We start from the raw sequence: 25331 nt of genomic DNA, 5'->3' as shown, positions 1-25331 counted from the left end.
AGGCTGTTTGAAAAGTTTTATTTGATACGATTGCAGGCTGTCAATCCTCCTAAATCCCCCTTAAAAAGGGGAACTTTGACTCTTGCTCCCCCTTTTTAAGGGGGCTGGGGGGATTCAATCTATACTTTTCAAACACCCTCTAAGAACGAAGTCTATCCGACTTGTGTATACACGGTAGCCTTTTCAAGGGGGATAGGGGGGATTTCTAGGGTTTATGCTGAAGAGAATTGACTTTTCAGACATCCTCTGAGGTAGCAGGTGGGAGTGTTCACAATGGGCATTGAGTTTGCAGCAAAACTCGTACCGATGTGTGTGGATGGATAAAGCTCAGAGATCGGGCATGGAGATGCAATCTTTCTACATCTGCCTGACAGCCATAGAGTCGATCTCCTAAAATAGCAACACCCAAGCCGCGAGCGTCGGCTGCATGAACGCGTAATTGATGCGTTCTTCCAGTAACTGGGGTAAATTCAATCCGCGTGTAATCGTCGATTTGTGCTAATACCTGAAACTGAGTCAAGCTTGGTTTGCCCAGCTTAAAATCTACTTTTTGGCGCGGTCGATCGAACGGATCTCCCCATAATGGTAACTCGATCGAGCCGCATTCTGGTTCGATTTTACCGCCTAAAATTGCCTCGTATACCTTGTGCGTCTGGCGATCGTGAAACTGCCGACTCAGATGTCGATAAGTTGCTAGATCCCATGTTAATAATAATATCCCCGAAGTATCGCGATCGAGCCGATGCACGGCATAAATTTCGGGATGTAAATCCCGCAGCCTAGTCAACACGCTATCTTGTTTGTCGATCGTCCGCCCCGGTACCGATAATAATCCCGCAGGCTTATCGATCGCAATTAAATATTCATCCTCATAAACGATCGCTAAATCCAACCGATCCGACTGTAAAGACAACCCCGCCAACATGAACCCCATCAACGGCTGACACCGCTCCACACAAGCCTCATAAAACTCCCCCTGAAGCTTTTTCTGCTCATCTCCCACACCCCCCACACTCCCTACACCCCCATTCCCCCACCAAAACTCCGCCATCGCGATCGGATTGAGTCCCTGACTAGCTGCATAATGAAGTAACTTAGGCGCGCAACAATCGCCCGTTCCCGTTGGCATCCCCGCAGGCATTAATTCTCGTAACGAGCTAGATGTGCCCAAAAAATTCATCAGTCGATAAGCATCGTGCATCTGCGCCTGAAGTTGTCGCGATCGCGTTTTGCGTTGTTGTTTCAACGAGCGAATTCGCTCGTCAGTCTGGTCTAAAATCTCCTGGAGCGGCTGTAAAATTGCATCGCGTTCTTGTTTGAGCTGACGGCGTTCTCGTCCATCATGGCGGCTCTGTGCGGCTAGTTTTTCCAGAGAGATCGTTAATTCTGGTTCGGTGAGTTTAGATTCACATCGCGCTCGTTCCTGTTGTCGCCATGCTTTACGCTGATGCTGTTCGATCGATAATTGCTCCAATTTATCGGCAAATTCTGCGGTTAATCGTTCTAGTTCTACTCGTTCGCTAGTTCGATCTAGATCGATTAATTCCTGTTTCATCCGTGCCAAGTCTGCTAGCGTATCAGCCTCGGAGATCGCCACTCGCTCACGCCCTGGAATTGGCGGTACCCAGCCATTGACAACGGCTTCGCCATTTAATAATCCTGAAAAAGCCTTAATAAATCGATATTCATCCCGATCTGTCTTGACTAACAGCAAGCCGTACATCTTCCCTTCAGAATTAAATCGCCGATCTCGTGCTAATTCCAACATTAAATTCCGAGCGATTTGCTCTACTGCTTTAGTACGCGGTAATTTCAACAGTTCGCCACTAGCGGGATAATAACCTGTATACCAATAGGTTGGCGTTGAGTCGATCGGTTGTTGACAGAATAAATCGACACGATCTTCGAGAATTGAATCTAGCATTATCGATGATTATTTTATGTCCTATTCCCGCGATCGGTTGACTGAAATAGCCGCCGTCTTTTTGAAACTGGGTACGATCGGATTTGGCGGGCCAGCGGCGCATCTTGCCATGTTAGAATCCGAAATTGTCACTCGTCGCCAGTGGATAACCCGCGCGCAATTTTTAGATCTCATCGGTTTGACAAATCTAATTCCAGGGCCAAGTTCTACCCAAGTAGCGATTTATATCGGTTATTTGCGTGCTGGTTGGCGGGGATTAATAATTGCGGGAATTTGTTTTATCTTACCTGCGATGGCGATCGTCTGGGCACTGGCGATCGGGTACGAGCAAACGCGGGAACTGCCGCAAATTATCGCGATCTTTGTTGGCATCGTCCCCGTAGTTGTAGTATTAACCCTGCAAGCGACCTTAAAATTAGGTCGATCGGCACTTAAAAATATCTCGACAGGAGCGGCTGGAGTTGGTGCGATTTTTGGTTTGGGCTATTTAAATCTAAATACTTTATTGGTACTATTCTTGGCTGGATTTGGGGTGATGCTGTTGCAAAATTGGCGTGGTTGGGGACAAGGTTTATCCGCAATTTGGTTGCCCAGAATCGAATTACCGATCTTAGCCATTTTCCCAGTAATTACGTCTCATCCTGCATGGCTGGATGTATTCGCGATGTTTCTCAAAATTGGGGCGACAATTTACGGTGGTGGTTACGTGTTACTGGCATTTCTTCAACCAGAATTAGTCGATCGTACCCACTGGTTGACATCCCAACAACTGCTCGATGCGATCGCCATCGGGCAAGTTACACCTGGTCCCTTATTTACCACAGCCACATTCATTGGCTACCTCCTGGCGGGACATGCAGGGGCGATTGCCGCCACAACTGGGATCTTTTTACCAAGTTTTGGTTTCGTTGCACTGGTGACGATTTGGGCACCAAAACTACGCCAGTCGAGGTGCTTTAGCAGTTGGTTGGATGGCGTTAATGCTGGTGCCTGGGGGGCGATTGTGGTGGTTGCTTATCGATTAGGAACGAGTACATTAACAGACTGGCAAGCAATTTCGATCGCCGCGATCGCTTCAGGGTTACTCTGGAAATGGCGGCTCGATCCAATTTGGTTAATTATGGGTGGCGCAACGAGCGGGATCGTGGGACAATTGGCTCGATCTCATCATTAAAACTTCCGTGTTTACTGCCAATTGTAACCAAACTAATCTGGTTAGTTCGGATAATATTCATAGCAACCTTTAGTTCTAATACTAGCTCTCAACAATAGAATTTCTGTGAGGATTTAAATTGACATGCATTTCGACCTACCAACATTAATTAAGACTTTTGGATATCCATTAGTATGGGGAATTGTATTTGCAGAGTCAGGCTTATTAGTTGGGTTTTTATTGCCAGGGGATAGCTTATTGTTCGTCGCTGGATTTTTATGTTCTTTGCCCCAAACCGGACTAGATATCAGCGTAATGGCGTTCGGTTGCTTTGTATTTGCAGTTTTGGGCGATAGTGTCGGCTACTATACGGGCAAAAGATTCGGTCGTAAATTATTCGATAAAGAAGATTCTAAATTTTTCAATAAAAAACATTTAATCGCCGCCGAAGACTTTTTTGAGAGCCAAGGTAAAACAGCACTCATCCTCGCAAGATTTATGCCATTCGTCCGCACCTTCGCACCGATTGTCGCCGGAATTGCTGCCATGCAGTACCGGACATTCATGACATACAACGTTGTCGGTGGTTTTGGTTGGGGCATTGGCTTAACAGTACTGGGCTATTTTTTAGGCAAAATTATTCCAGCCGAACAGCTCGATCGCTATTTAATCCCGATCGTGCTACTAGTTATGTTTATCTCGCTAGCACCCTCAGTTATCCACATGCTCAAAGCACGGCAACGCAATAAAAATTAGGAGCCGATCGAATTGAGGTAGCTATTGTTACAGATTGTTGAGTTGTTTCTCATAACTGTAGTGTCTGGGGAAGCGATCGGTTTATGATGAAACTCGAAATTGTTAATTAACTAGGAAAAGCTCCAATGCTTGACTCTTTTTCCAGAGCGGTAGTTACCGCAGATGCTAAGACTGCTGCGATCGGTGGTGCTGACCTCAACGCACTCAAAGGTTTCATTGCTGAAGGCAACAAACGTTTAGATGCAGTAAACGCAATTGCTAGTAACGCTAGCTGTGCGGTATCTGATGCTGTTGCTGGGATGATTTGCGAGAACCAAGGCCTAATTCAAGCTGGTGGTAACTGCTATCCTAACCGTCGCATGGCTGCTTGCTTGCGCGACGCTGAAATCGTTTTACGTTATGTCACTTATGCTCTATTGGCTGGTGATGCTTCCGTTCTCGACGATCGTTGCTTAAACGGTTTGAAAGAAACTTACGCAGCATTGGGAGTACCTACAACTTCCACCATCCGTGCCGTTCAAATCATGAAAGCTGCTGCATTGGCTCACATTAACGACACCAATACCGAAGCTAACGGCGGTAAGAAGTTCGTTCAAATGGGTGCTGCTAAAGGCGACTGTTCCGCACTAACTTCTGAAGCTGCTTCCTATTTCGATCGCGTAATCTCTGCACTCAGCTAGTAGACGAAAGCTATCGTTACAAGTTGACCGCGCATTGAAACAAACTATCAAAATATTTTTTCTGGAGTTATCCGAACATGAAATCTGTAGTTACCACAGTGATCGCTGCTGCTGATGCGGCTGGTCGTTTCCCTACTTCTTCCGATTTAGAATCCGTACAAGGTAGCATCCAACGCGCTGCTGCTCGTTTAGAAGCTGCTGAGAAATTAGCTGCTAACTTAGACAACGTAGCTAAAGAAGCTTACGATGCTTGCATCAAAAAGTATGGCTACTTGAACAACTCTGGCGAAGCTAACGAAACTCAAGTTAAAAAAGACAAGTGCTTGCGCGACATCAAACACTACATGCGTCTGATTAACTACTGTCTAGTTGTCGGTGGTACTGGTCCTTTGGACGAATGGGGTATTGCTGGTGGTCGTGAAGTCTACCGTGCATTAGACCTACCTACCGCTCCTTACGTTGAAGCTCTTCGTTTCGCTCGTACTCGCGGTTGCGCTCCTCGTGACATGTCCGCACAAGCATTGGTTGAATACAATGCTTTACTCGACTACACCATCAACTCCTTATCCTAGTTTGGAGCTAGCAAGGGTAATTTAGGTTATCCGAGCGATAAAGGGGCTTTCGATCTGTTGCTTTGCCTGATGGTTGAGCGAAAGATCGAGAGCCTCTTTTGAATGTTTGGGGATAGGGGATAGGGGATAGGGAATAGGGAATAGATAGATCTGTAGGTTGGGTTGAACGAATGTGAAACCCAACTGGCTCAACCAGATATTTTAGGTGTTGGGTTTCGCCTTGCTCAACCCAATCTACGGGCATAAAATAAATTATGACTAATAAACGTTTTTTTAATATATTTAATCTGACCGAAGCCGAAGCGATCGAGCTATTAGATACACCTTTAGATAAACTTGCTGAAGATGAATCTCGCTATGTCGCAGCTTCGCATTTAATTAATTTTCCCACAACAGCAGCGATCGATGCCCTGATTCGAGCGATCGATAATGATAATCCCGAACTCGATAATCGGATCGTGCGGCGTAAATCGGTAGAAACATTGGGCAAACTTCAAGCCAAACAAGGATTACCCGCCATCCGCAACTGCTTGGGCGAATCGGACTGTTATACTGTCGAGAATGCCGTATGGGCGATCGGCGAAATTGGCACTGAAGATCCAGAAATATTATCAGAAATAGCGCAAATATTAGATCGTGAAGGTCAAAATCATCGCGTCATTATTCATACTTTAGTCAAGCTTAATTATTTACCAGCACTCGATCGAATTCGCACCTTTACCGCATCGCCAGACGAATCTACGGCTAGTGCGGCAATTGCGGCGGTGTGCCGATTTACAGGCGACTATACCCAAATGGCACGGGTGATGGAATTTTTATTCCATCCCAGTCGTAATGCCCGCCGCGCTTGTATCCAAGATCTGATCGATACTAATTATTATCCCGCAATTAGTACGATCGCCAGATGTCCGGTATCGATTGTCTTTCGATTGCGGGCGATTCGGTTATTAGCCAATAGTGGCATCGAACGCGGCGAGATCGAATTTGCCGATATTCAATCGAGCTTAGAGCAAACTTTACTCGATCGACCCCAGGATTTAGAATTAATTCATGAATACGATCTACCCCCGACACTAGAATTTTTGATTCGGCAGTTATATGAGACTGATTTTGGACTGTGTTATTTAGCCACGCAAACTATTTTAGATAACTTTGCCGAGCTTGCGCCTGCGGCTTTACTAGCCACTTATGAAGCAGAGGCATACAACGATTATGGCGCGCATTACCATGTCATGAAGTTATTCGGGTGGCTCAAATATGCACCGGGTTACGATTTATTAGTCGAAGCCCTAAATAACCGCGAACCACAATTCCAAAAATCTCGCGCCGCCGCCGCATTAGCTTTAGGCGAACTCGGCGACAAGCGCGCAATACCGTTACTTGTTGCTAGTTTAGATACTAAAATCTGGGATTTGAAATATGCAATTTTGATGGCATTAGCTAAACTCGGCGATGCCAGCGGACGAGAAATTACAGCTAATGACGACGACTGGCTCATCCGCGCTCGTGCTGCTGGGGAGCATTAATAGCCCTCATCCCCAACCCTGTCTTGTCTCGCTAAACCGTCGGGGATCCCGACGTTCGCGGAGCGTCTCCGTCAGGAGAAACGCGAGCCGCTTCTCCCTGAGGGAGAAGGAAGCCGGATCTACCGTCTTGATTGCCTAAAACCTAACACCTAAAGCCTAAAGCCTAAAGCCTAATACCTAAAACTTATGGATTTATTATTCGATCGACTCAAACATCCCAATCCTAATTTACGAGATCGAGCCATGATAGAAATAGTCGAAACTCGCGATGAGACGACAATTCCTCGCCTAATGAGCATCCTCGATGAAGATGATACCACCTATCGACGGGCGGCAGTCAAAACCATCGGCGCGATCGGGATGGATACAATCCCCTATTTAATCGATATCTTAGCCACCAGTCAGAATGTTACCGTTAGAGGTAGTGCTGTCAAAGCCATCGCCCAGGTAATTGTTAATTATCCCGAAGAACCGCTATCGCCAGCGGGATTAGCGTGCCTGAAAACATCGATGAGCGATGAAAATCCCGTGGTGAATATTGCAGCAGTAATGGCATTAGGGCAACTCGGAACCCCCGCGTTTGAAATGTTAGTAGAAGCTCTTCAGACAACAGATAACATCGCACTGCAAGTCACATTAGTAAATACTCTAGCCTCCATTGGCGATATCCGTGCCGAGCCGATTTTACAAGCAGCAATTCAGGACGATAATCTCGATGAGTACGTCCGCGAATCGGCGGTAAGTGCCTTACCCAGATTGGAACAAACGATTAAATACAAAGAAATGAAAGCAGCACGAGGTAATTAGATTCGATCGATTTCAGGTAAGCACAACGATTGAAATCGTTGCTAGTGATGTAAAGTCCGCCTACGCGGACTAATCAACTACTTACCTAACCGAGAAGTATTGCGCCTACGCTGACTAAAGGGCTTGCAATTTAATAAACTACCACTGGGTTTAGGTTGTGCCTAAGCTTTAAATAGATTAGTCCTCTCTTTATTCCCTCTGCGCTCTCTGCGCCTCTGTCTTGATTTGCTAAACCGTCGGGGAACCCGACGAGCGCAAATCGCTGCGGTTAAAAAAGATGTCTAGACAGTAATAAATTTTAACTGCGATCTATACTCTTCCGACGAAATAAAATCACCATTATGGAGAAGGCTTAGGAGTCGAACTTGGCGATGTACTCGGCTTAGGCGCAGGTTTAATCGCTTTCGGTGCGTTGGTGTAGCCTCCGCTTTGCGGAATCGGTAATTTAGCAACTCCCGGTTCTTTTTTGAGTGAAACAAATAAATCGAAGCGATTGCTAGATTCATCTAAAATCGCACTAGTAACACCCAAACTTTTTACGGCTTTTAATCCAGCTTTAACTTCTGGAGACATATAAGGTAAAAGTAAATTACCCGCATTAATCGTTCGATCGACATCGATGAAAAATTGCCCGTTATGAGTTGTTAAACTCGATTTAGTCGCTTGTTGAAACAGGGTAGAATCAGCCAGCGATTGTTGGGGCTTTGGTAAGAAAATAGGCGTAACAGGCGCGCCCAAATTTAAGAAAGCAACATTGCGATCGAGCCAGCCATGACTGGCAGCGGTAATATTTAACGGCGATGTCCAATTAACTACATCTTGCCCATTTACTTTAGCTTTGGCAATTTTAAAAATCTGTTTTTGCCCCATCGTATTATCGAGCCGAGCGAAAGCTTTTTCGGCAGTAGATCGATCGCTAACTTGTTGCATAACCACTAAACCCGCCCCAAATTCGGTATCAATTCTATCGGATTTAGGCACGATCGCGGCGGCAAATGCACCTTTACTCCAATTCAATATTTCTGACTCTAGTTCTAACCCTGTCAGATTTTCCAGATTTTTAACCAGATCTGCGGGTTTAACAGGGGCAATGGGGTTGGTATCGGCACTGCGGGCATAGTCTTGCCACAATCGCTGTAAATTGCCGCCAGAAACCATCACGAGCGTGGTTGCAGGCAAATTGGCGGCGAAGTTTTGACCCTGATTTTCGACTACTAACTTTTGCTTGGTGTTGGGTTTGAGCCAAGAAATTCCCTTCCAGGCGATGCCTTCTGCTTCGAGTCTGGCATTAGCCGCTATACCTTGCTGTACTTGGGCTTGAGCTAATTTATCAGCAGCTAAATTTTGGGGCGAGTTTGCCGCAGCTACCGCCGTAGCGACGGGAATATTTGCATATACCTGCACGAACGGTCGATCGATTTCAATTTCGGTTAGAGCTTTGGTGTAACCTGGTACGACGAGCAGCGATTTACCGCTTTGTTGGGCATCGATAACCCGTTGCAATCCAGGCTTATCGCTGGCAATGGCAACAAAATTGTCCAGCATCGCGATCGCCATCGTCCCCGTCTTGCGCTTAAATTCGCGAATGGCAACCCCTTTATAGTTACTTTCGACTAAATTGGCATCAACTGGAGTTTGGTGCTGTTCTACGGCTTTTTGGGCGGCACCGCGATCGACAATCGGCAGAATAACAACTGTTTGCGAGGTGGGGATTTTGGCGCGATCGGATTTACTAGAAACCGCACCGGGATTATTCAGCACCCCTAATAAAACTTGCTTGCCAACCCACGGCTGAATATCGCGTTGATAGTCATACCCATAGTTAGTTAAAAAATTAGTTTGAAAGTTGGCTAATTGCTGTTCGATTACGCCGCGACTGATGGGGATGCCAAATTCTGAGAACTTTTGCCACTGGACTGGATCGGTGGAGATCGCGATCGATAGAAGTGTATCCTGTGGTAATAAACTCACGCCATTGCTGGTATCTAGTCGATTAGAATTGCCCGATAACAACCTCCATCCGCCTGCTGCTAAAGCGACAAGCAGACTAGCCGCACCCACACCAACTACCACCCGCCTGATTTGCTGTTGCTTTTTGCTGACAATGGGTTGCCTAGACTTCTGGTTGGGCATTTTGTTGGGCATCTCGATCTCGTTAAATGTTCGTGCGATTGGTAGTTAGGAATTCGATCTGGCAAAAATCCTGAGTCTGATGCTATCACAAGAAGTCCTGCTCGATTGGATGTATCGAAAGATTGTGAAAACTAATGCCACCAGATGGCGATCTCAATTGCCACTACCGCACCGATAATTGTATTAATAACATTGACAAGTTCGTTACTGAGCCAGTCGATTTCTGACTGTAAGGTCGCACCGATAACGCTTTCGAGATTAGTGGCAATAAAAGACGCGATCGTGCAAATTATTACGCCAGTAAATGTAATTAGCCCCAGACTATAAGCAACTAAACAAATTAAAATCCCGCCCACGATTCCCGCCAGCGTTCCTTCTAAACTAATTGCCCCTTCCGTACCTCTAGGGACGGGTTTTAAGGTCGTAATTAGATATGTACTTTTACCATAAGCCTTACCAACTTCGCTGGCTGTCGTATCTGCTAATTTAGTACTAAAACTGGCGACATAACCTAATAATAGAAAAGATTCCCAGCCAGCATCGAGCCAACCTAAGTTAATTGCCGCTACCCCGATCGCACAGATCGTAGCAGCAAACGCCGAACCCCAAACATTTTCTGGCCCTCTCGCACCGCCGCGTTTTTCGGCAATGCCTTCAGCTTCTTTTTGTGCCATCCCAATCCGAGTCACCGCCGAACCGACTAGAAAATAAAACATTACCACCCCATAACCGCGCCACCCTAAAGTCCCCCACACAACTACACCCAATCCCCAAGCATTAATTAATCCAGCAGGAGTTAATAGCTTTTTAGGGATAATAGTGGCAATGATTAATAAAACTGAGTTTAAACCGATCGCGACTAACCAAGGATTAGAGCCGATCTCGTTCGACCAATTTGGTAATGTATTTAACATAGTTTAGACAAATATTTACTGCTGAGTCGATCGGGTAGTAAAATTGATTTTCAGACGGTTAAGATCTTATCGATCTCGTGTTTATCCTAGCAATCGTCGGCAATTTGGTAAATTTTGCATCAATTTTCAATCGTTTTCTCTGTAGTAAATTTGCTCGATCGATCGCCGCCAACTGTTGATGTATACGGCTTCTATCGCACCTTCAGGAATAACACGTAGAACAGATTCGAGATCGAACATGGGTGCTAGTCGATCGTGCGGAGTGATAAATTCGATATTTTCCTGTAACCTAAGGAAAGATCTAAGTTTAAATATATTTACAAACTGCATCTATGATAGCAACTGCACTGAAACACGAAGTCAAGGATTTATCGCTCGCACCCCAAGGCAAACAACGGATTGAGTGGGCTGGGCGAGAAATGCCCGTGCTACGTCAGATCCGCGACAGATTTGCAGCAGAAAAGCCTCTAGCTGGAATCCGCGTCGTCGCTTGTTGCCACATTACCACTGAAACCGCTCACCTCGCGATCGCCATCAAAGCCGCTGGTGCTGATGCAATCTTGATTGCTAGCAACCCTCTCTCCACCCAAGATGATGTTGCAGCTAGTTTAGTTGTCGATTATGGAATTCCCGTATTCGCCTTCCGGGGTGAAGACGAAGCTACTTACAAACGTCACGTTCAAACCGCTCTAGATCACCGCCCCAACATCATCGTCGATGATGGTTGTGATGTAGTCGCCACAATGGTTCAAGAACGCCAACACCAACTCAGCGAACTAATCGGTACTACCGAAGAAACCACTACAGGTATCGTTCGTCTCGAAGCAATGTTCAAAGCTGGAGTTTTGACATTCCCGGCTGTCAACGTCAATGACGCTGATACCAAGCATTTCTTTGACAACCGTTATGGTACCGGACAATCTACCTTGGACGGTATCGTCCGTGCAACCAATATTCTGCTCGCTGGTAAAACCATCGTCGTCGCTGGTTACGGCTGGTGTGGTAAAGGTACCGCCATGCGTGCCCGTGGAATGGGTGCAAACGTCATCGTGACTGAGATTGACCCTACCAAGGCAATCGAAGCCGTTATGGACGGTTATAGCGTCATGACAATGGCAAAAGCAGCAATTGTCGGCGACATCTTTATTACCGTTACTGGTAACAAGCACATCATCCGTGCCGAACACTTCGACGCGATGAAAGATGGTGCGATCGTTTGTAACTCCGGTCACTTTGATATCGAAATCGATCTTAAAGCTCTCTCCAGCAAGTCTTCTGGTGTCAGCACCGTTCGTAACTTCACTGAAGAGTACAAACTCAACAACGGTAAATCTATTATTGTCATCGGTGAAGGTCGTCTCGTCAACCTCGCCGCAGCAGAAGGACACCCCAGCGCAGTGATGGACATGAGCTTCGCCAACCAAGCGATGGCTTGCGAATACCTCGTCAAAAACAAAGGCGAACTGACTCCTGGCATCCACTCTATCCCCGTCCATGTGGATAAAGAAATCGCCCGGATGAAGCTCGAAGCAATGGGCATCCAAATCGATACCCTGACTAAAGATCAAATCGATTACGCTAACTCCTGGACTTCTGGTACCTAGATTAGATCTTAAAGATTAGCTAGTTTTTAAAAAGCACAGGTCATAATTTGACCTGTGCTTTTTTAGATGCAAGATTTCCTTATGTCATCAAACTTTTGTGCTACTCAGGTTTAGCAGTTTTCTTGACCCAGCCAAAGATCTGTTCTACAGTTAGCTCAATCGAGCTAGCAAATGCTGGTACAGGTAGCATAGTACTTGGTTCATCGATAATTTGAAAAGTTCGATCGATTCCCATCACAAATACCGATCGTTCTCTAGGATCGATTAGCCAGCCCATTTGGGTTCCATAAGCTAGGCAGTGATTAATATTCTTTAGTACTTTAGTAGTACTTTGGTCTGGTGAAAGTATTTCGATCGTCCAGTCAGGAGGAATACTAAAAACATTTTCAATATCTCCATTCTCATCACTGGGAATTCTAGCATCTTCAAACACAGTCAAATCGGGCAAAATCGATCTACCGCCAAAAGTACACCGCAATTCTGAAAAGGCTGTAGCAATTCCTTTTCTTCTCAAAGCTTGATTTATTTCCATCCCAAGTTCGAGCTGGATGATGCTATGTTGTCCTTGGGGCATAGGTTTTTGAATAATTTCACCATCGATGTATTCGCTTGCAGGCTTAGTATCTGGGAGATCCAAGAATTCTGCTAGGGTGATTTGTCTAACTGGGGTTTGAACCATTTGCGACATGCTCCAAAAGTCTTACCTATATTATGCCTTAGTGAAATACTTAACGATCGGGATAATTAACAAATGAATGAGCAATCAAGATTCAGAGAAGAAGCAATCGCCGAGTTTACCAGATCGTGGTCTCAACGCAGAGGTATTGAATCGATCGATTGTAATGTTATTGCTACATTCGTTCGCACACCATTGAACCAATTGTCTGATTTTCTTGCCGAAAAAGCGGTTTCCACAAAAAGAGATGTTGTTGGTTTGGAGATTGAATTATCTAATAATTATGTGTTTGCCTTCCAGCTAGTTGACCATGACTGGTCAATTATTCTTGATGAAGCAAATACATCATCATTAATGCCAACACTAGCGGAACTTTCTCAGCAACTGGGACAATCTATCGACCTGACAATGAGCTATCGTTGTTGCACGATATCCTACAATCTATATGAAGATGGAGAAGTTATTGAGTCTTTTGCTGGGGAGGAAGGTGAGCCAGAAGGTTGGTTTGATGGCTTATCAGATGGAGGCTATCAAGGATATGTATTATCACCTAACCCTGACTATCCTGAATACAAACAAGTTGCCTACTTTAAGTCTCGCCGTCGGCAGGTGACAGCCGCAGAAATTTGGGATATTTGGGACTTTCCAGAACGGTTTATGTGTGAAGCTGGGGCGTACGATCCGGCTATCGATTTAGACTACTTATTAGGTTATGATTTGTCCGAGTGCTATCGCTATAGAGTTCAAAACCCTGGCTTAACCCTTATTCTCGACCCTACAACTGAAGATAAAATAACGTCAGTGCCAGATTTAGTTAGAGTTGATTACTTTGATTTTGGCATTTAGTTTATTAGATATGCTCTAGGGTGGGCACTATCCCTTCCGAACTGTTAACCAATCTCGTCAGATTTTGGGAGATTAGCTAGTTTTTAAAAAGCACAGGTCAAATTATGACCTATGCTTTTTTAGATGCAATATTTTCATATGAGGTCGGATCTTTGTGCTATTCAGGTTTAGCAGTTTTCTTGACCCAGCCAAATATCTGTTCTACAGTTAGCTCAATCGAGCTAGCAAATGCTGGTACAGGTAGCATAGTACTTGGTTCATCGATAATTTGAAAAGTTCGATCGATTCCCATCACAAATACCGATCGTTCTTTAGGGTCGATTAGCCAGCCCATTTGGGTGCCATAAGCTAGGCAGTGATTGATATTCTTTAATACTTTAGTAGTACTCTGGTCTGGTGAAAGTATTTCGATCGTCCAGTCAGGAGGAATACTGAAAACATTTTCAATATCACCATTCTCGTCATAAGGAATTCTAGCCTGTTCAAAAACAACGACATCAGGGACAATCGATCTACCGCCAAAAGTACAGCGTAGCTCTGGAAAAGCTTGAGCGATACCTGCCTCTGAGAGAATTGGATCGATCGCAAATAACAACTTTTTCTGAATGATGCTATGTTGTCCTTGAGGCATAGGTTTTTGAATAATTTCACCATCGATGTATTCGCTTGCAGGCTTAGTATCTGGCAGATCCAAGAACTCTGCTAGGGTGATTTGTCTAACTGGGGTTTGAACCATTTGTGACATGCTCCAAAAGTCTTACTAATATTATGCCTTAGTGAAATACGATGGTGAAGATATCCCACAGGTGACATAGAGCGGGATACGTAAGAGTGGGATGGCATACTCCGACAAGTAACTCACTGTAACAACGAGATCGATCTAGAAAGCACTAAAATGAAAGAAGCCAGACTCTGAAACCTGGTACCTTGCCAAGCGTCCCGATCCGTTGGCGCAGCCTCTCCATTAGGAGAATCGACGAATGACACGCCGCTAACACTCGACTTTCCCTCTTTTACCTTTAGCCAGCCTGCTCCATCACGATATGAACATTCTCAGCGATTTACTTTTACAAAAGCAACAACCCACCCGCGAAAAGAAGCAACAAAAAGGCATCCAGATTAAAACGGAGCGGGAAATTGCCATCATGCGCCAATCTTCGCGGATTGTCGCCACAGTTTTAAAAGAAATTTTCGGGATGGTGGAGCCAGGGATGACAACAGCCGATCTCGATGCTTATGCCGAAAAGCGAATTCGGGAGATGGATGCAATCCCTAGCTTCAAAGGCTTATATGGATTCCCCGCCTCGATTTGTTCGAGCATTAATAACGAAGCGGTGCATGGTATCCCCAGCCGCAAGAAAGTCATCAAGCAAGGCGACGTGCTTAAAGTCGATACTGGAGCCTATTTTCAGGGGTTTCATGGCGACTCCTGCATCACGATCGGCGTTGGTACTGTCACACCTGCTGCTGCTAAACTAATCCAAGTTGCCGAAGAAGCCCTCTACAAGGGCATAGAACAGGTCAAAGAAGGTGCTTACTTGCTCGACCTCGCTGGCGCAATTCAAGACCATGTAGAGGCGAATGGCTTTAGTATCGTCGAAGATTTTACCGGGCATGGAGTCGGGCGTAATTTGCATGAAGAACCATCGGTATTTAATTTCCGCACGCGCGAGATGCCTAATGTAAAACTCAGAGCGGGCATGACGATCGCGATCGAACCGATTATCAACGCCGGATCGAAGATTACTAAAATGATGCCAGATAAATGGACAGCCGTCACTGTCGATAAATCTCTATCGGCACAGTTCGAGCATACTGTTTTAGTCACCAAAGATGGTTATGAAATTTTAACCGATCGCAATCTAGTCTAACTAATTAATACCATCCATTTAAATCCCCGACTTTTCAAAAAAGTTGGGGATTTGTTTTTGGCTTGGCTTGTGCAGGTTGAAAAAGTAGCATAAGCCGATCGTCAAACCCATCAATATCGATCCAAAATGGAGCAGAAGCAATAAATCATATCTTATTTTATTATGTATTCCAGCTTTGCAGTTTTTAATTCTGGATTAATTTTCATCGCTTTATTAGCATTCGGTTTGTTAAATTGGTTTCAGATTCCGGCTGGTAATCTGTGGGATTGGGCGATTGGGATTGGCATTTTTGAATGGACGATCTTAATTGTTACGGTACCCTGGAATATTTATTTTAAGGCTAAGACTGTAGCTCAAACAGGTGCAGAATCTCAGCTTCAAGGTATCGAAGTCGAAGATCGTCAGCTTCAATATGCTAACGGCGTTGCAACTAAATCTCTAGTAGTCGCGATCGGGTCGCACGTAATCACCGCAGGTACCTTATACTGGCTGGCAATTAGTGGCATTACACCATTAGGTTATTGGAGTTCGATCGGGGTATTATTACTAACATTATTACGTCCGGCAATTAGCACTTATGAGTATTTAGCCGAGCGACTATCAACGATGCAACAGCAATTTACTTACCCGCGCAATGATATTTTAGAATTACGCGATCGGTTTAGCCAATTAGAAGATAGCGTAGAAAGATTGACCGATCGATTAGATCCCGATAATGATACATCTTGGTTGAGTCAACAAAATTATCGCTGGGAAACCAATCGCGAAGAAATTTCTAAATTAACTGTTGCGATCGCCAATCTCAAAGCCACTAATGAATCAGAGCATCAACGATTAGCACAAGAAGCCAGACAAGCAATCTCCCAAATTACCGTCGATGGTCAATTTCTGGAACATGCGCGTGAATTAATTCGGTTTTTTAAGACAGCTTAGGTTGAAATTTATGAACTTGGATAATATTTTACTAATTATCATCGGTGTAATTGGGATCGGATTTTGGCTGTTCCTGTTGACAGGTTTCACTTTTGTGATGACATTACATCCTGCTGGAACAGCTCCTGAAAGATTGAAGTGGTTAGCTATTGGTAAATTTTTATATTTACCACTCATGTTGTCGATTGCAGCGATTGGATTTGGTATTTACAGTTGGCTATGATAATTTATCCTCGGATATTAGTAATTATCTGTGCTAAATTATCTAACATCAATAAGTGAGTTTTCACCTAATCTCCAAAACTAAAGCCTAACTATGATTCCTGGCGAAATAATTGCTCTATCTGGTGAGATCGAATTAAATGTCGATCGTCGATCGATCTCATTAACAGTTGCAAATACTGGAGATCGACCGATTCAGGTTGGTTCTCACTATCATTTTTATGAAGTAAACGCCGCCTTGCAATTTGACAGAGCATCGACGAGAGGAATGCGGCTGGATATTCCGGCTGGTACTGCCGTCAGATTCGAGCCAGGAGACGAGAAACAAGTCCGATTGGTAGATTTAGCAGGCTCTCGCGAAATCTATGGCTTCAACGCCCAAATCGAGGGTAGACTGGCGGAGTGAGGACAAGTTACACCTTAAATCAGCAACGCCAAATTAATTAATCGAGATTTTCAGCAGCAATGTAGTAAGTCAGTTTACAATAAAAAGCTGCATCTTCCGCACAGCCGCTCTCATATGCTCGAACCCTCACCACGTCCGTCGATTCCTACTGCTACTTGGCAACGTCAATTCGATTGCGGGTGGGAAAAGCCCTATACTGTCCGCTATGAGAGCAATCTTGACGATGGGCCATTTCATGGGATGCCATTGGGTGGGTTTGGTGCGGGTTGTATCGGCAGATCTCATCGGGGGGAGTTCAATCTGTGGCACATCGACGGTGGCGAACATGTTTTTAAAAACCTTGCCGCTTGTCAATTTAGCGTCTTCGAGCAATTAGCTAATGGCGATAGTCAAGCTTATTGTATGTCTATAAAATCGCCTGAAGATGGCAGTTTCAATCGCTGGCAATGGTATCCTCAAACGACACCAGCAGGGCAAGGAACGGGGACTTATCAGGCTTTATATCCCCGGAGTTGGTACAGTTATGAGAATGTCTTCCAGGCGCAATTAACTTGCGAACAGTTTTCACCAATTTGGGCGGATAATTATCAGGAGACTTCATATCCGATCGCGGTATTTGAATGGACTGCTCATAATCCGACGGATAAACCGATTACTCTGAGCATTTTATTAAGTTGGGAAAATACAGTCGGTTGGTTTGCAAATACTAATCCATCTAGTAAGGTCGAAATTCGCGATGATGGCAGCCCAGTATATGATTATCAACCCCGCATCGGTGAAAGTGAGGGCAATTATAATCAGTGGATTGTCGATAATTATCGAGTCGGTTGTCTGCTCGATAAAGCACACAAATCGGACGTACCTAGCGAAGGTGAGGGGCAATGGTCGATCGCGAGTATCGCTAATCCGAGTGTAGAAGTATTTTATCATTCGCGATGGAATCCGATCGGCAATGGTGGCGATATTTGGGATAGTTTTGCCGCCGATGGTTCGTTACCAGATATCGATGATGAAAGTGTGGCTAAAGCAGGCGAACGAATTGCGGCTGCGATAACTATTCGCTTTACAGTTAAACCCGGACAAACTAAAAAGATCCCGTTTATTCTGGCTTGGGATTTCCCGATTACCGAATTTGGTAAAGATGTAAATTATTATCGTCGGTATACCGATTTCTTCGGTCGATCGGGTGAAAATAGTTGGGCGATGGTGCGGACTGCTCTCAAACATTACGATACTTGGCAAGAGCAAATCATTAACTGGCAACAGCCCATTCTCGATCGATCCGATTTGCCCGATTGGTTTAAGATGGCGTTGTTTAATGAGTTATATTTACTCACCGATGGCGGTACCTTATGGACTGCTGCTGACGATCGCGATCCGGTGGGACAATTTGGGGTGTTAGAATGTTTAGATTACCGCTGGTATGAAAGTTTAGATGTTCGTTTATATGGTTCTTTTTCAGTTCTCTTACTCTGGCCGAAATTAGAGAAATCGATCTTGGTTGCTTTTGCCAGAGCGATTCAGACTGAAGATAAAAATCAACGACTAATTGGTTACTACGTTCAAACCGCATTCGGCTACGAAGATCGCCCGCAAAATGTCGATCGATCTGAAATGATGGCACCGCGAAAAACACTCCACGCCACCCCTCACGATCTCGGCGCACCTAACGAACATCCGTGGGAAAAGACTAACTATACCTGCTACCAAGATTGCAACTTATGGAAAGATTTGGGTAGCGATTTTGTCTTACAAGTTTATCGTGCTTATATGTTTACAGGCGAGACGGATATTGAATTTCTGGCTGAATGTTGGACGGCGATTGTCGATACTTTGGGCTACCTCAAACAATTCGATTTAGATAACGATGGCATGATTGAAAACTCCGGAGCACCCGATCAAACCTTTGATGATTGGCGACTGCAAGGGATTAGTGCTTATTGTGGTGGCTTATGGTTGGCAGCTCTAGAAGCGGCAATCGCGATCGGTCAAATTCTATCCCAACAATACCACGGCGAATTAACTCCTCAACCAGCCGAAATTATCCCGCAATATCAAGCCTGGTTAGATTCAGGTAAACTAATTTATCAAGAAAAACTTTGGAATGGTAGTTACTACCGCATCGATACGGGTAGCGGCTCCGAAGTAGTGATGGCAGATCAATTGTGCGGACAATTCTACGCCAAGCTCCTTAAATTAGATGATATCGTACCGATCGATTGTGCCAAAACGGCCCTACAAACCATCTATCAATCTTGTTTTCTCAATTTCCAAGGTGGTAAATTTGGAGCCGCTAACGGAGTCAAAATCGACGGCTCGCCAGCGAATCCTAAAGACACCCATCCTCTCGAAGTATGGACGGGAATTAACTTTGGTATCGCTGCATTTTTAGTCCAAATGGGAATGCGTGATGAGGCATTGAAATTAGCCGAAACGATCGTCGAGCAAGTATATACTAATGGCTTACAATTTAGAACTCCCGAAGCAATTACTTCCGCCGGAACCTTCCGAGCCAGTCACTATCTGCGTGCGATGGCGATTTGGGGAATTTATCACACCTTAGTTGAATAGATGCTACGAAAGTAAAAATACAATATTTTTTAGTATTGTTTTTATCTAAACTGAACCCTATCCCAGATCCCAGGGCTATTTCATTCTGGAATTCTAGTGATGAGGGTAGGTTTTGCCGATCGGTTATTTGTTAGTATCGATGCATACTTGCATAAACCTACCCCTACAGATCGATAACTGCTAAACTCGCTAAATCCTCAATCCGGCGCAGACTCGAATCGCCAGCTAGATAACCGATCCCGCGATGTAAATGCAACCGAAATTGCTGCGCCAAGACTTCTGGTGTCAGCTCCAATCCATCGCTAAAACATCGCTGCTTGAGCGCGAGGATCGTCAGATCTGCTAATTCCCCACCAAATACCTTCCAGGTCATTTCGAGATTGCTATCGGCGGGAATTGGCACTAACGACGGCGGCGTGGTTTCTGCCAAAGAGCGAAAAAATGCCCACCGACACAAAATATTCCACTGCTCGATTTTAGTCGATCGTTTGAGTTTGACTAACTGGTCTCTGGCGGTTTGTGACAGTTTAATGTTATTTACAGGGGGTTCCATGACAATTGGTTACGAAAAAGCGAATAATTGAGATTGGAGCGATTAACTTAGCAAATACCAACTATGTCTACAGTTCAACGCAAAGCCGAACATATTCGGATCTGTTTGGAATCAGATGTCCAGTTTAAGACTCAGGGAAGTGGATTCGATCGCTATCAATTCAGCCATAGTTGTCTGCCAGAATTAGATTACCAAGATATCGATCTTACTACTAAGTTGCTGGGCAAGCAGCTCGGCGCACCGATTTTAATTTCTTCGATGACTGGCGGTACCCAACAAGCTAAAGAAATTAATTATCGCTTGGCGGAAGTGGCACAAGAGTATAAACTAGCGATGGGTGTGGGTTCTCAGCGCGTCGCGATCGAACAACCGCAAGTAGCCGATACCTTTCAAGTGCGCCAAGTTGCCCCAGATATATTATTACTCGCAAATTTGGGTGCCGTCCAACTCAATTATCGCTATGGCATCGATGAATGTTTGCGCGCCGTAGAATTACTCGATGCAGATGCACTCATTTTGCATCTCAATCCCCTCCAGGAGTGCATTCAACCCCAGGGAGATACTAATTTTAAAGGTTTACTCGATCGGATTGCTACCGTCTGTACGCTGCTTTCTGTCCCCGTGATTATTAAAGAGGTGGGTAACGGTATTTCGGCAAATATGGCACAGCAATTAATTGCCGCAGGCGCGAGCGGCATCGATGTGGCAGGTGCGGGGGGTACTTCTTGGGCAAAAGTAGAAAGCGAACGTGCTAAAACACCCCTCCAGCGCAGGCTTGGCGAGACTTTTGCCGATTGGGGAATGCCAACAACTGAGTGTATTACTACCATTCGTCAGATCTCGCCGATGATTCCCCTAATTGCTTCTGGGGGATTGCGAAATGGCTTGGATATTGCGAAAGCAGTTGCGCTGGGTGCGGATGTTGGCGGTTTGGCTTTACCTTTTCTACAGGCAGCAGATATTTCGACAGCGGCTGTCGCTGAGTTAGTGCAAATTTTATTTGCAGAAGTGCAAACTGTCCTATTTTGCACGGGGAATGCTAATTTGTCTGCGCTGCGACAAGCGAATTGTCTGCACGCACTCTCATAGGTAGCAACGAAGGTTAATTATCGGTAGCGAAGATGAACGATTTTCTCTATCGATAATTAAGTGGCATTCTGAATAAATGGGTAAGATCTAGCCAGATCTTTGGGAATAATGAAGACTACCAGCCTAAATATTTTTAATTGGTTTTTAAAAACAGTGTCGATTTATCGTAATATTTTTACACCCGATCTACAATTTAGCTGTAGAGATCGAGCACCTTAAATGACATCAAAAGTATCAATTGATACTTCGATCGATCTCGATCGAGATCGATCGGTTGCCTCGATCGCAACTTTAAAATTCAGACTTTATTTTTAAAATCGCCCCCACACTTTTCTTTAGATATCTTTTATGCGTCAGTTTCTCAAACAAGCATTAGCTAGTACCATCGGTAGCTTATTAGGCTTGACATTATTTTCAGCACTATCGCTAACTTTACTCACCATCACGATCGGCGCAATTATTCAGAGTGCCACTAATAGTGAAGATACCGTAAAAGTGGCCGAAAGATCGATTTTAACAGTCGATTTATCGCGATCGATCGTCGATCTCAATCCGGGTAAAACATTGCAAGAAGCTCTAGCTGGCGAATCTACCCGCGTTACCGAACTAAAATCAGTTTTAAATGCGATCGAGGCTGCAACTAAAGACAAGCGAATTATCGCTATCTATTTAGATGGTAGTAGTGGCAAACAAGTTAGCGGTACGGGATTTGCCACACTCAAAGAAGTCCGCACGGCATTGGCAAAATTCCGAGCCACTGGCAAAAAAATTATTGCCTATAATATCGATATGGATAAACGCGATTATTATCTATCATCAGTCGCCGATCGAATTTTAATCAATCCGATGGGTTCGGTCGATATTAATGGCTTCCGATCGGAAACAATGTTTTTCAAAAATGCTTTTGATAAATATGGTATTGGTGTCGAAGTCGTGCGGGTAGGTAAATATAAATCGTTTGGCGAAACTTGGTCTTTGGATAAATTTAGTCCTGCCGCCAGACAAGAAACTCAACAGTTATTAAATAATTTGTGGGGCGAATTTAAAACCTCAGTTGGTACCAGTCGCAAATTAACACCAGCTTCAATCCAACAAATTGCTGACGATCGGGGGGTATTAACCGCCACCCAATCGATTAAAAATAAATTAGTCGATCGAACTGCTTATACAGACGAAGTAGTTGCCGAGCTTCAGGAAATTGGCAGTAAGGATGAAGAAGATAAAACTTCTTTTCGGAAAATTAGTCTTGAAGATTATGCAACTGTAGTTAACAGCGAGACAACCAATTCTAGTCGCAAGATTGCCGTTATTTACGCGCAAGGCAGCATTGTCAGCGGTGAAGGATCTCCTGGACAAATTGGTGGCGATAGTCTGGCACGAGAACTTCGCGATTTACGATTGGATAAAAATGTTAAAGCAGTCGTACTTCGAGTTAATAGTCCTGGGGGTAGTGCCCTAGCTTCAGATATCATTCAACGCGAAGTCCGACTGTTACAAAAAGAGAAGCCAGTAGTGGTTTCAATGGGCGATGTCGCGGCATCTGGCGGTTATTGGATTTCGACTTATTCTAATAAAATCTTTGCCGAATCGAATACAATTACCGGATCGATCGGTGTAATTGGCATTAATTTTAACTATCAAAAGTTAGCTAATAAGAATGGAATTACTTGGGATGTCGTCAAAACATCTAAACTAGCTGATAGCACCACTATCGCCCGTCCGCGTACGCCGCAAGAGTTGGCAATTTCTCAACAGATGGTCGATGATATTTATGATGACTTTCTCAATAAAGTCTCTGAATCTCGGAAATTACCCAAAGAAAAAGTGGCTGAAATCGCTCAAGGTCGAGTTTGGTCTGGTAGTGATGCTAAAAAAATCGGCTTAGTAGATGATATTGGTGGACTCAACGATGCGATCGCGTATGCCGCTGAAACTGCTAAATTAGGTAAAGATTGGGAACTAGAAGAATATCCTGCTGTGGAAGGTTGGGAAGAGAAATTGCTCAAACAATTTGCTGATAGTAAAGAAGCTCGCGCGCTTCAAGTGCAAGATTCCCTCACGGCGGAATTACTCAAGGTTAAGGCAGAATTGAGTGTACTCAAAACTTTTAACGATCCGCATCACGTCTATGTTCGCTTACCGATCGACTTTAAATTAGATTAGGGAAGAGTGGCTAGTGGATAGTAGATTGTCAATGATTGCGGAAATAGAAATCTGGCTCTTGTAGGTAAGGATATGCAGAGATGACTGGGGAAACCAAATATATGCACCAAACTAAACTAAGTTTATTAACACTCATCGCACTATCAACCGCTAGCCTACCAGCTTATGCCAATCTGCCTTCAGCAGCACGGCTAGAGCAACAGGCACCAAAGACTAATCTCATCGCTCAATCAGCAACCACAACCGATTTGATTGGTGTTGGGGCAACTCTAATTAATAGTTGGATTAACCCACCCAGCCGCTCGGCAGAAATTACTGCTGATGCCGAAGTCAAGAAGGCTAAGATTGCGGCTGATGCTGACATTGCCAAAGAAAAACTCCGGATTGAGGCAAGTAAAAGCGAAGATCGAGTCACGCCAGTACTAGAAAAATGGGGAGTAACCCGGACAAATTGCGCGCCAGATACGGTATTTATTAATGGAATTACTACCGATACAATTTGCGTGCAACCGAGTACATCGCTAATTTCTGGTTACTACACTTACGATCGTACTAAACAGCAATTAGTCAGAACGAGTAATAGCGTTCAGACAATTCAGAACGTTCAAACTACTAGAGTATCGACTTCTAGTAAAGATAGCGGATTTTAGTAACTTCAATTTCTAACTTATTAAATATCATTATTCGATCGCCAATGAAACCGACTGCTAGCATTCAATTATTACTTACTGGTACGATCTTTGCTTGTGTAGCGATGTCTTCAGCAGTCACAGCACAACTTCCACCGATCGTCGATAACAATTCTCAAACCGATCTGAGCGTATCTGGTACGCCTGCGAGTAACGATCGAGTTGTTAATGCTGGTACTACCAATCTTAAAGTTAGCTGTCAAAATTTGACAACTGTCGTTCAAAAAGGCGATCGGCAAGCAACGATGTTAACTTGGAATTATGATGGTTTTGGCAAAGATTTCACCCCCGAAAAACGCTGTCAGATTGTCTCAGAAAGACTTCAGAAAGTTGCCGATAATAACGGGGGCACTTTTAAAGATTTACAATTAGCAAGCGGTACGGTGAATTCTCAGGTGGTTATCTGTGCCTTGCCAGCCAACAGTAGTAAATGCAATCGTCAGAATATTTTATTTACACTCAAACCAGAAAATGCCCGCAATCCCGAAGCTGTAGTTCAAAAAATCTTTGGCTTCGCTCAAGATGGTAGTAGTTCGATTAATGAGAGTGCCAGCAACAGAACGACAAAACTCGATACAAATTTGGGCAGTTGGGAGCAGAAAACCTTCCCTCAAACTAAACGAGCTACAAATGTCGATCGTAAAAAAGTTGATACTGGATTTTAGATGGGATATACGAGAGGCGATCTTAATCCAAAATCTCAAATAATTTAGAGATGTTATTCTGATATTTAATAAATATACGATCGATCGAATATGAATATCGGACAATCTGCCCCAGAATTTACCGCTTTAGATTTAGATGGCAAAAGTTTCGGTCTGCAAGACTTTCAGAACCAGTGGCTGGTATTATATTTTTATCCTAAAGATCTGACTCCGGGTTGTACGACTGAGGCGATCGAATTTACCGATAAATTAGCTCAATTCCAGGCTCTCAATACTCAAGTTGTCGGTATCAGTCCCGACTCGATCGCTTCTCATGGTAAATTCATTACCAAGCATCAATTAAAAATTACCTTATTGAGCGATCCAGAACATCAAATTGCTGAAGATTATGGAGTCTGGCAATTAAAGAAGTTTATGGGTAAGGAATATATGGGCATCGTGCGATCGACTTTTCTGATCGATCCTCATGGTAAAATTGCCCAAATTTGGTCGAACGTTCGCGTCAAAAATCATGTCGATACCGTCTTAGAAGAAGTACGATCTCGATCGTGAAATCTGGGAAAATAATTATAGTCTAC

At 44.3% G+C, this 25331-nt stretch carries 24 protein-coding genes; 18 read left to right on the top strand and 6 right to left on the bottom strand.

The features are described from left to right. Positions 1 to 268: 268 nt before the first annotated feature. Positions 269 to 1924, bottom strand: coding sequence for a pseudouridine synthase (locus RMO79_RS19480; protein WP_310484912.1), 1656 nt, complete (start codon positions 1922 to 1924; stop codon positions 269 to 271). Between the two features lie 16 nt (positions 1925 to 1940). On the opposite strand from RMO79_RS19480, the gene chrA reads away from it, so the two are divergent. The 6 genes from chrA to RMO79_RS19450 all read left to right on the top strand — a co-directional run bounded on the left by chrA (position 1941) and on the right by RMO79_RS19450 (position 7418). Then, positions 1941 to 3098, top strand: a complete 1158-nt coding sequence (chrA, locus tag RMO79_RS19475) for a chromate efflux transporter (protein WP_310484911.1) — start codon at positions 1941 to 1943, stop codon at positions 3096 to 3098. A gap of 123 nt (positions 3099 to 3221) precedes the next feature. Beyond that, positions 3222 to 3833 carry a VTT domain-containing protein gene (locus RMO79_RS19470; RefSeq protein ID WP_310484910.1) on the top strand — a complete coding sequence of 204 codons (612 nt, stop codon included), beginning with the start codon at positions 3222 to 3224 and terminating at the stop codon, positions 3831 to 3833. 125 nt (positions 3834 to 3958) lie between these two features. After that, positions 3959 to 4513, top strand: coding sequence for a bleomycin hydrolase (locus tag RMO79_RS19465; RefSeq protein ID WP_310484909.1), 555 nt, complete (start codon positions 3959 to 3961; stop codon positions 4511 to 4513). Positions 4514 to 4590: 77 nt separating this feature from the next. Then, positions 4591 to 5085 carry a bleomycin hydrolase gene (locus RMO79_RS19460; protein WP_310484908.1) on the top strand — a complete coding sequence of 165 codons (495 nt, stop codon included), beginning with the start codon at positions 4591 to 4593 and terminating at the stop codon, positions 5083 to 5085. A gap of 254 nt (positions 5086 to 5339) precedes the next feature. Further along, positions 5340 to 6611 carry a HEAT repeat domain-containing protein gene (locus RMO79_RS19455; RefSeq protein WP_310484907.1) on the top strand — a complete coding sequence of 424 codons (1272 nt, stop codon included), beginning with the start codon at positions 5340 to 5342 and terminating at the stop codon, positions 6609 to 6611. A 186-nt stretch (positions 6612 to 6797) separates the two neighbouring features. Continuing rightward, entirely contained in the window at positions 6798 to 7418 is a 621-nt protein-coding gene (locus tag RMO79_RS19450) for a HEAT repeat domain-containing protein (protein ID WP_310484906.1), read from the top strand. Positions 7419 to 7757: 339 nt separating this feature from the next. Here RMO79_RS19450 and RMO79_RS19445 read toward each other — a convergent pair whose 3' ends face one another. Both RMO79_RS19445 and RMO79_RS19440 read right to left on the bottom strand, forming a co-directional pair. Beyond that, positions 7758 to 9563, bottom strand: coding sequence for a DUF3352 domain-containing protein (locus RMO79_RS19445; protein WP_310484905.1), 1806 nt, complete (start codon positions 9561 to 9563; stop codon positions 7758 to 7760). Between the two features lie 119 nt (positions 9564 to 9682). Continuing rightward, positions 9683 to 10465, bottom strand: coding sequence for a TIGR00297 family protein (locus RMO79_RS19440; RefSeq protein ID WP_310484904.1), 783 nt, complete (start codon positions 10463 to 10465; stop codon positions 9683 to 9685). Between the two features lie 332 nt (positions 10466 to 10797). On the opposite strand from RMO79_RS19440, the gene ahcY reads away from it, so the two are divergent. Further along, positions 10798 to 12069, top strand: a complete 1272-nt coding sequence (gene ahcY, locus RMO79_RS19435) for an adenosylhomocysteinase (RefSeq protein ID WP_310484903.1) — start codon at positions 10798 to 10800, stop codon at positions 12067 to 12069. A gap of 100 nt (positions 12070 to 12169) precedes the next feature. On the opposite strand, the gene RMO79_RS19430 is transcribed toward ahcY, so the two are convergent. Then, a complete protein-coding gene (locus RMO79_RS19430) occupies positions 12170 to 12748 on the bottom strand; it encodes a Uma2 family endonuclease (RefSeq protein ID WP_310484902.1) in 579 nt (192 codons plus the stop codon). Between the two features lie 72 nt (positions 12749 to 12820). Between RMO79_RS19430 and RMO79_RS19425 the strand changes: the two genes are divergently transcribed. Beyond that, positions 12821 to 13591 (top strand): hypothetical protein, encoded by a 771-nt coding sequence (locus tag RMO79_RS19425; protein ID WP_310484901.1) that lies wholly within the window; start codon positions 12821 to 12823, stop codon positions 13589 to 13591. 157 nt (positions 13592 to 13748) lie between these two features. Here the strand turns inward: RMO79_RS19425 and RMO79_RS19420 are convergent, their stop codons facing one another. After that, complete coding sequence (locus RMO79_RS19420) at positions 13749 to 14327, bottom strand: Uma2 family endonuclease (RefSeq protein ID WP_310484900.1); 579 nt, start codon at positions 14325 to 14327, stop codon at positions 13749 to 13751. Between the two features lie 307 nt (positions 14328 to 14634). Between RMO79_RS19420 and map the strand changes: the two genes are divergently transcribed. From map to RMO79_RS19395, 5 genes are all read left to right on the top strand, one after another. Then, positions 14635 to 15462 (top strand): type I methionyl aminopeptidase, encoded by an 828-nt coding sequence (gene map, locus RMO79_RS19415; protein WP_295615154.1) that lies wholly within the window; start codon positions 14635 to 14637, stop codon positions 15460 to 15462. A gap of 162 nt (positions 15463 to 15624) precedes the next feature. Then, positions 15625 to 16395 (top strand): hypothetical protein, encoded by a 771-nt coding sequence (locus RMO79_RS19410; protein WP_310484898.1) that lies wholly within the window; start codon positions 15625 to 15627, stop codon positions 16393 to 16395. 10 nt (positions 16396 to 16405) lie between these two features. Then, positions 16406 to 16618, top strand: coding sequence for a hypothetical protein (locus RMO79_RS19405; RefSeq protein WP_310484897.1), 213 nt, complete (start codon positions 16406 to 16408; stop codon positions 16616 to 16618). A 93-nt stretch (positions 16619 to 16711) separates the two neighbouring features. Continuing rightward, the gene (locus RMO79_RS19400) at positions 16712 to 17023 is read left to right on the top strand and encodes an urease subunit beta (protein ID WP_310484896.1); all 312 of its coding nucleotides are present in this window, start codon (positions 16712 to 16714) and stop codon (positions 17021 to 17023) included. Between the two features lie 114 nt (positions 17024 to 17137). Continuing rightward, positions 17138 to 19594 (top strand): GH116 family glycosyl hydrolase, encoded by a 2457-nt coding sequence (locus tag RMO79_RS19395; RefSeq protein WP_310484895.1) that lies wholly within the window; start codon positions 17138 to 17140, stop codon positions 19592 to 19594. Positions 19595 to 19757: 163 nt separating this feature from the next. Here RMO79_RS19395 and dndE read toward each other — a convergent pair whose 3' ends face one another. Beyond that, positions 19758 to 20147, bottom strand: a complete 390-nt coding sequence (dndE, locus tag RMO79_RS19390) for a DNA sulfur modification protein DndE (RefSeq protein WP_310484893.1) — start codon at positions 20145 to 20147, stop codon at positions 19758 to 19760. 63 nt (positions 20148 to 20210) lie between these two features. Between dndE and fni the strand changes: the two genes are divergently transcribed. The 5 genes from fni (at position 20211) to bcp (ending at position 25305) form a co-directional block, all read left to right on the top strand. Then, positions 20211 to 21236: a type 2 isopentenyl-diphosphate Delta-isomerase gene (gene fni / locus RMO79_RS19385; RefSeq protein ID WP_310484891.1), complete on the top strand. Its 1026-nt coding sequence runs from the start codon at positions 20211 to 20213 to the stop codon at positions 21234 to 21236. Between the two features lie 348 nt (positions 21237 to 21584). Beyond that, positions 21585 to 23399 (top strand): signal peptide peptidase SppA, encoded by a 1815-nt coding sequence (sppA, locus tag RMO79_RS19380; RefSeq protein WP_310484889.1) that lies wholly within the window; start codon positions 21585 to 21587, stop codon positions 23397 to 23399. 80 nt (positions 23400 to 23479) lie between these two features. Further along, on the top strand, positions 23480 to 24049 hold the full coding sequence (locus RMO79_RS19375) for a hypothetical protein (protein WP_310484888.1): 570 nt from the start codon (positions 23480 to 23482) through the stop codon (positions 24047 to 24049). 44 nt (positions 24050 to 24093) lie between these two features. Next, entirely contained in the window at positions 24094 to 24753 is a 660-nt protein-coding gene (locus RMO79_RS19370; protein ID WP_310484887.1) for a COP23 domain-containing protein, read from the top strand. Between the two features lie 90 nt (positions 24754 to 24843). Continuing rightward, positions 24844 to 25305, top strand: coding sequence for a thioredoxin-dependent thiol peroxidase (gene bcp, locus RMO79_RS19365; RefSeq protein ID WP_310484886.1), 462 nt, complete (start codon positions 24844 to 24846; stop codon positions 25303 to 25305). The last annotated feature ends 26 nt before the right edge of the window (positions 25306 to 25331 follow it).

The organism is Chamaesiphon sp. VAR_48_metabat_403, assembly GCF_031422475.1.
Classification (GTDB): Bacteria; Cyanobacteriota; Cyanobacteriia; order Cyanobacteriales; family Chamaesiphonaceae; genus Chamaesiphon.
Note: the sequence above shows the minus strand (reverse complement) of the source record. Positions and strands in the feature narration are given on the sequence as shown.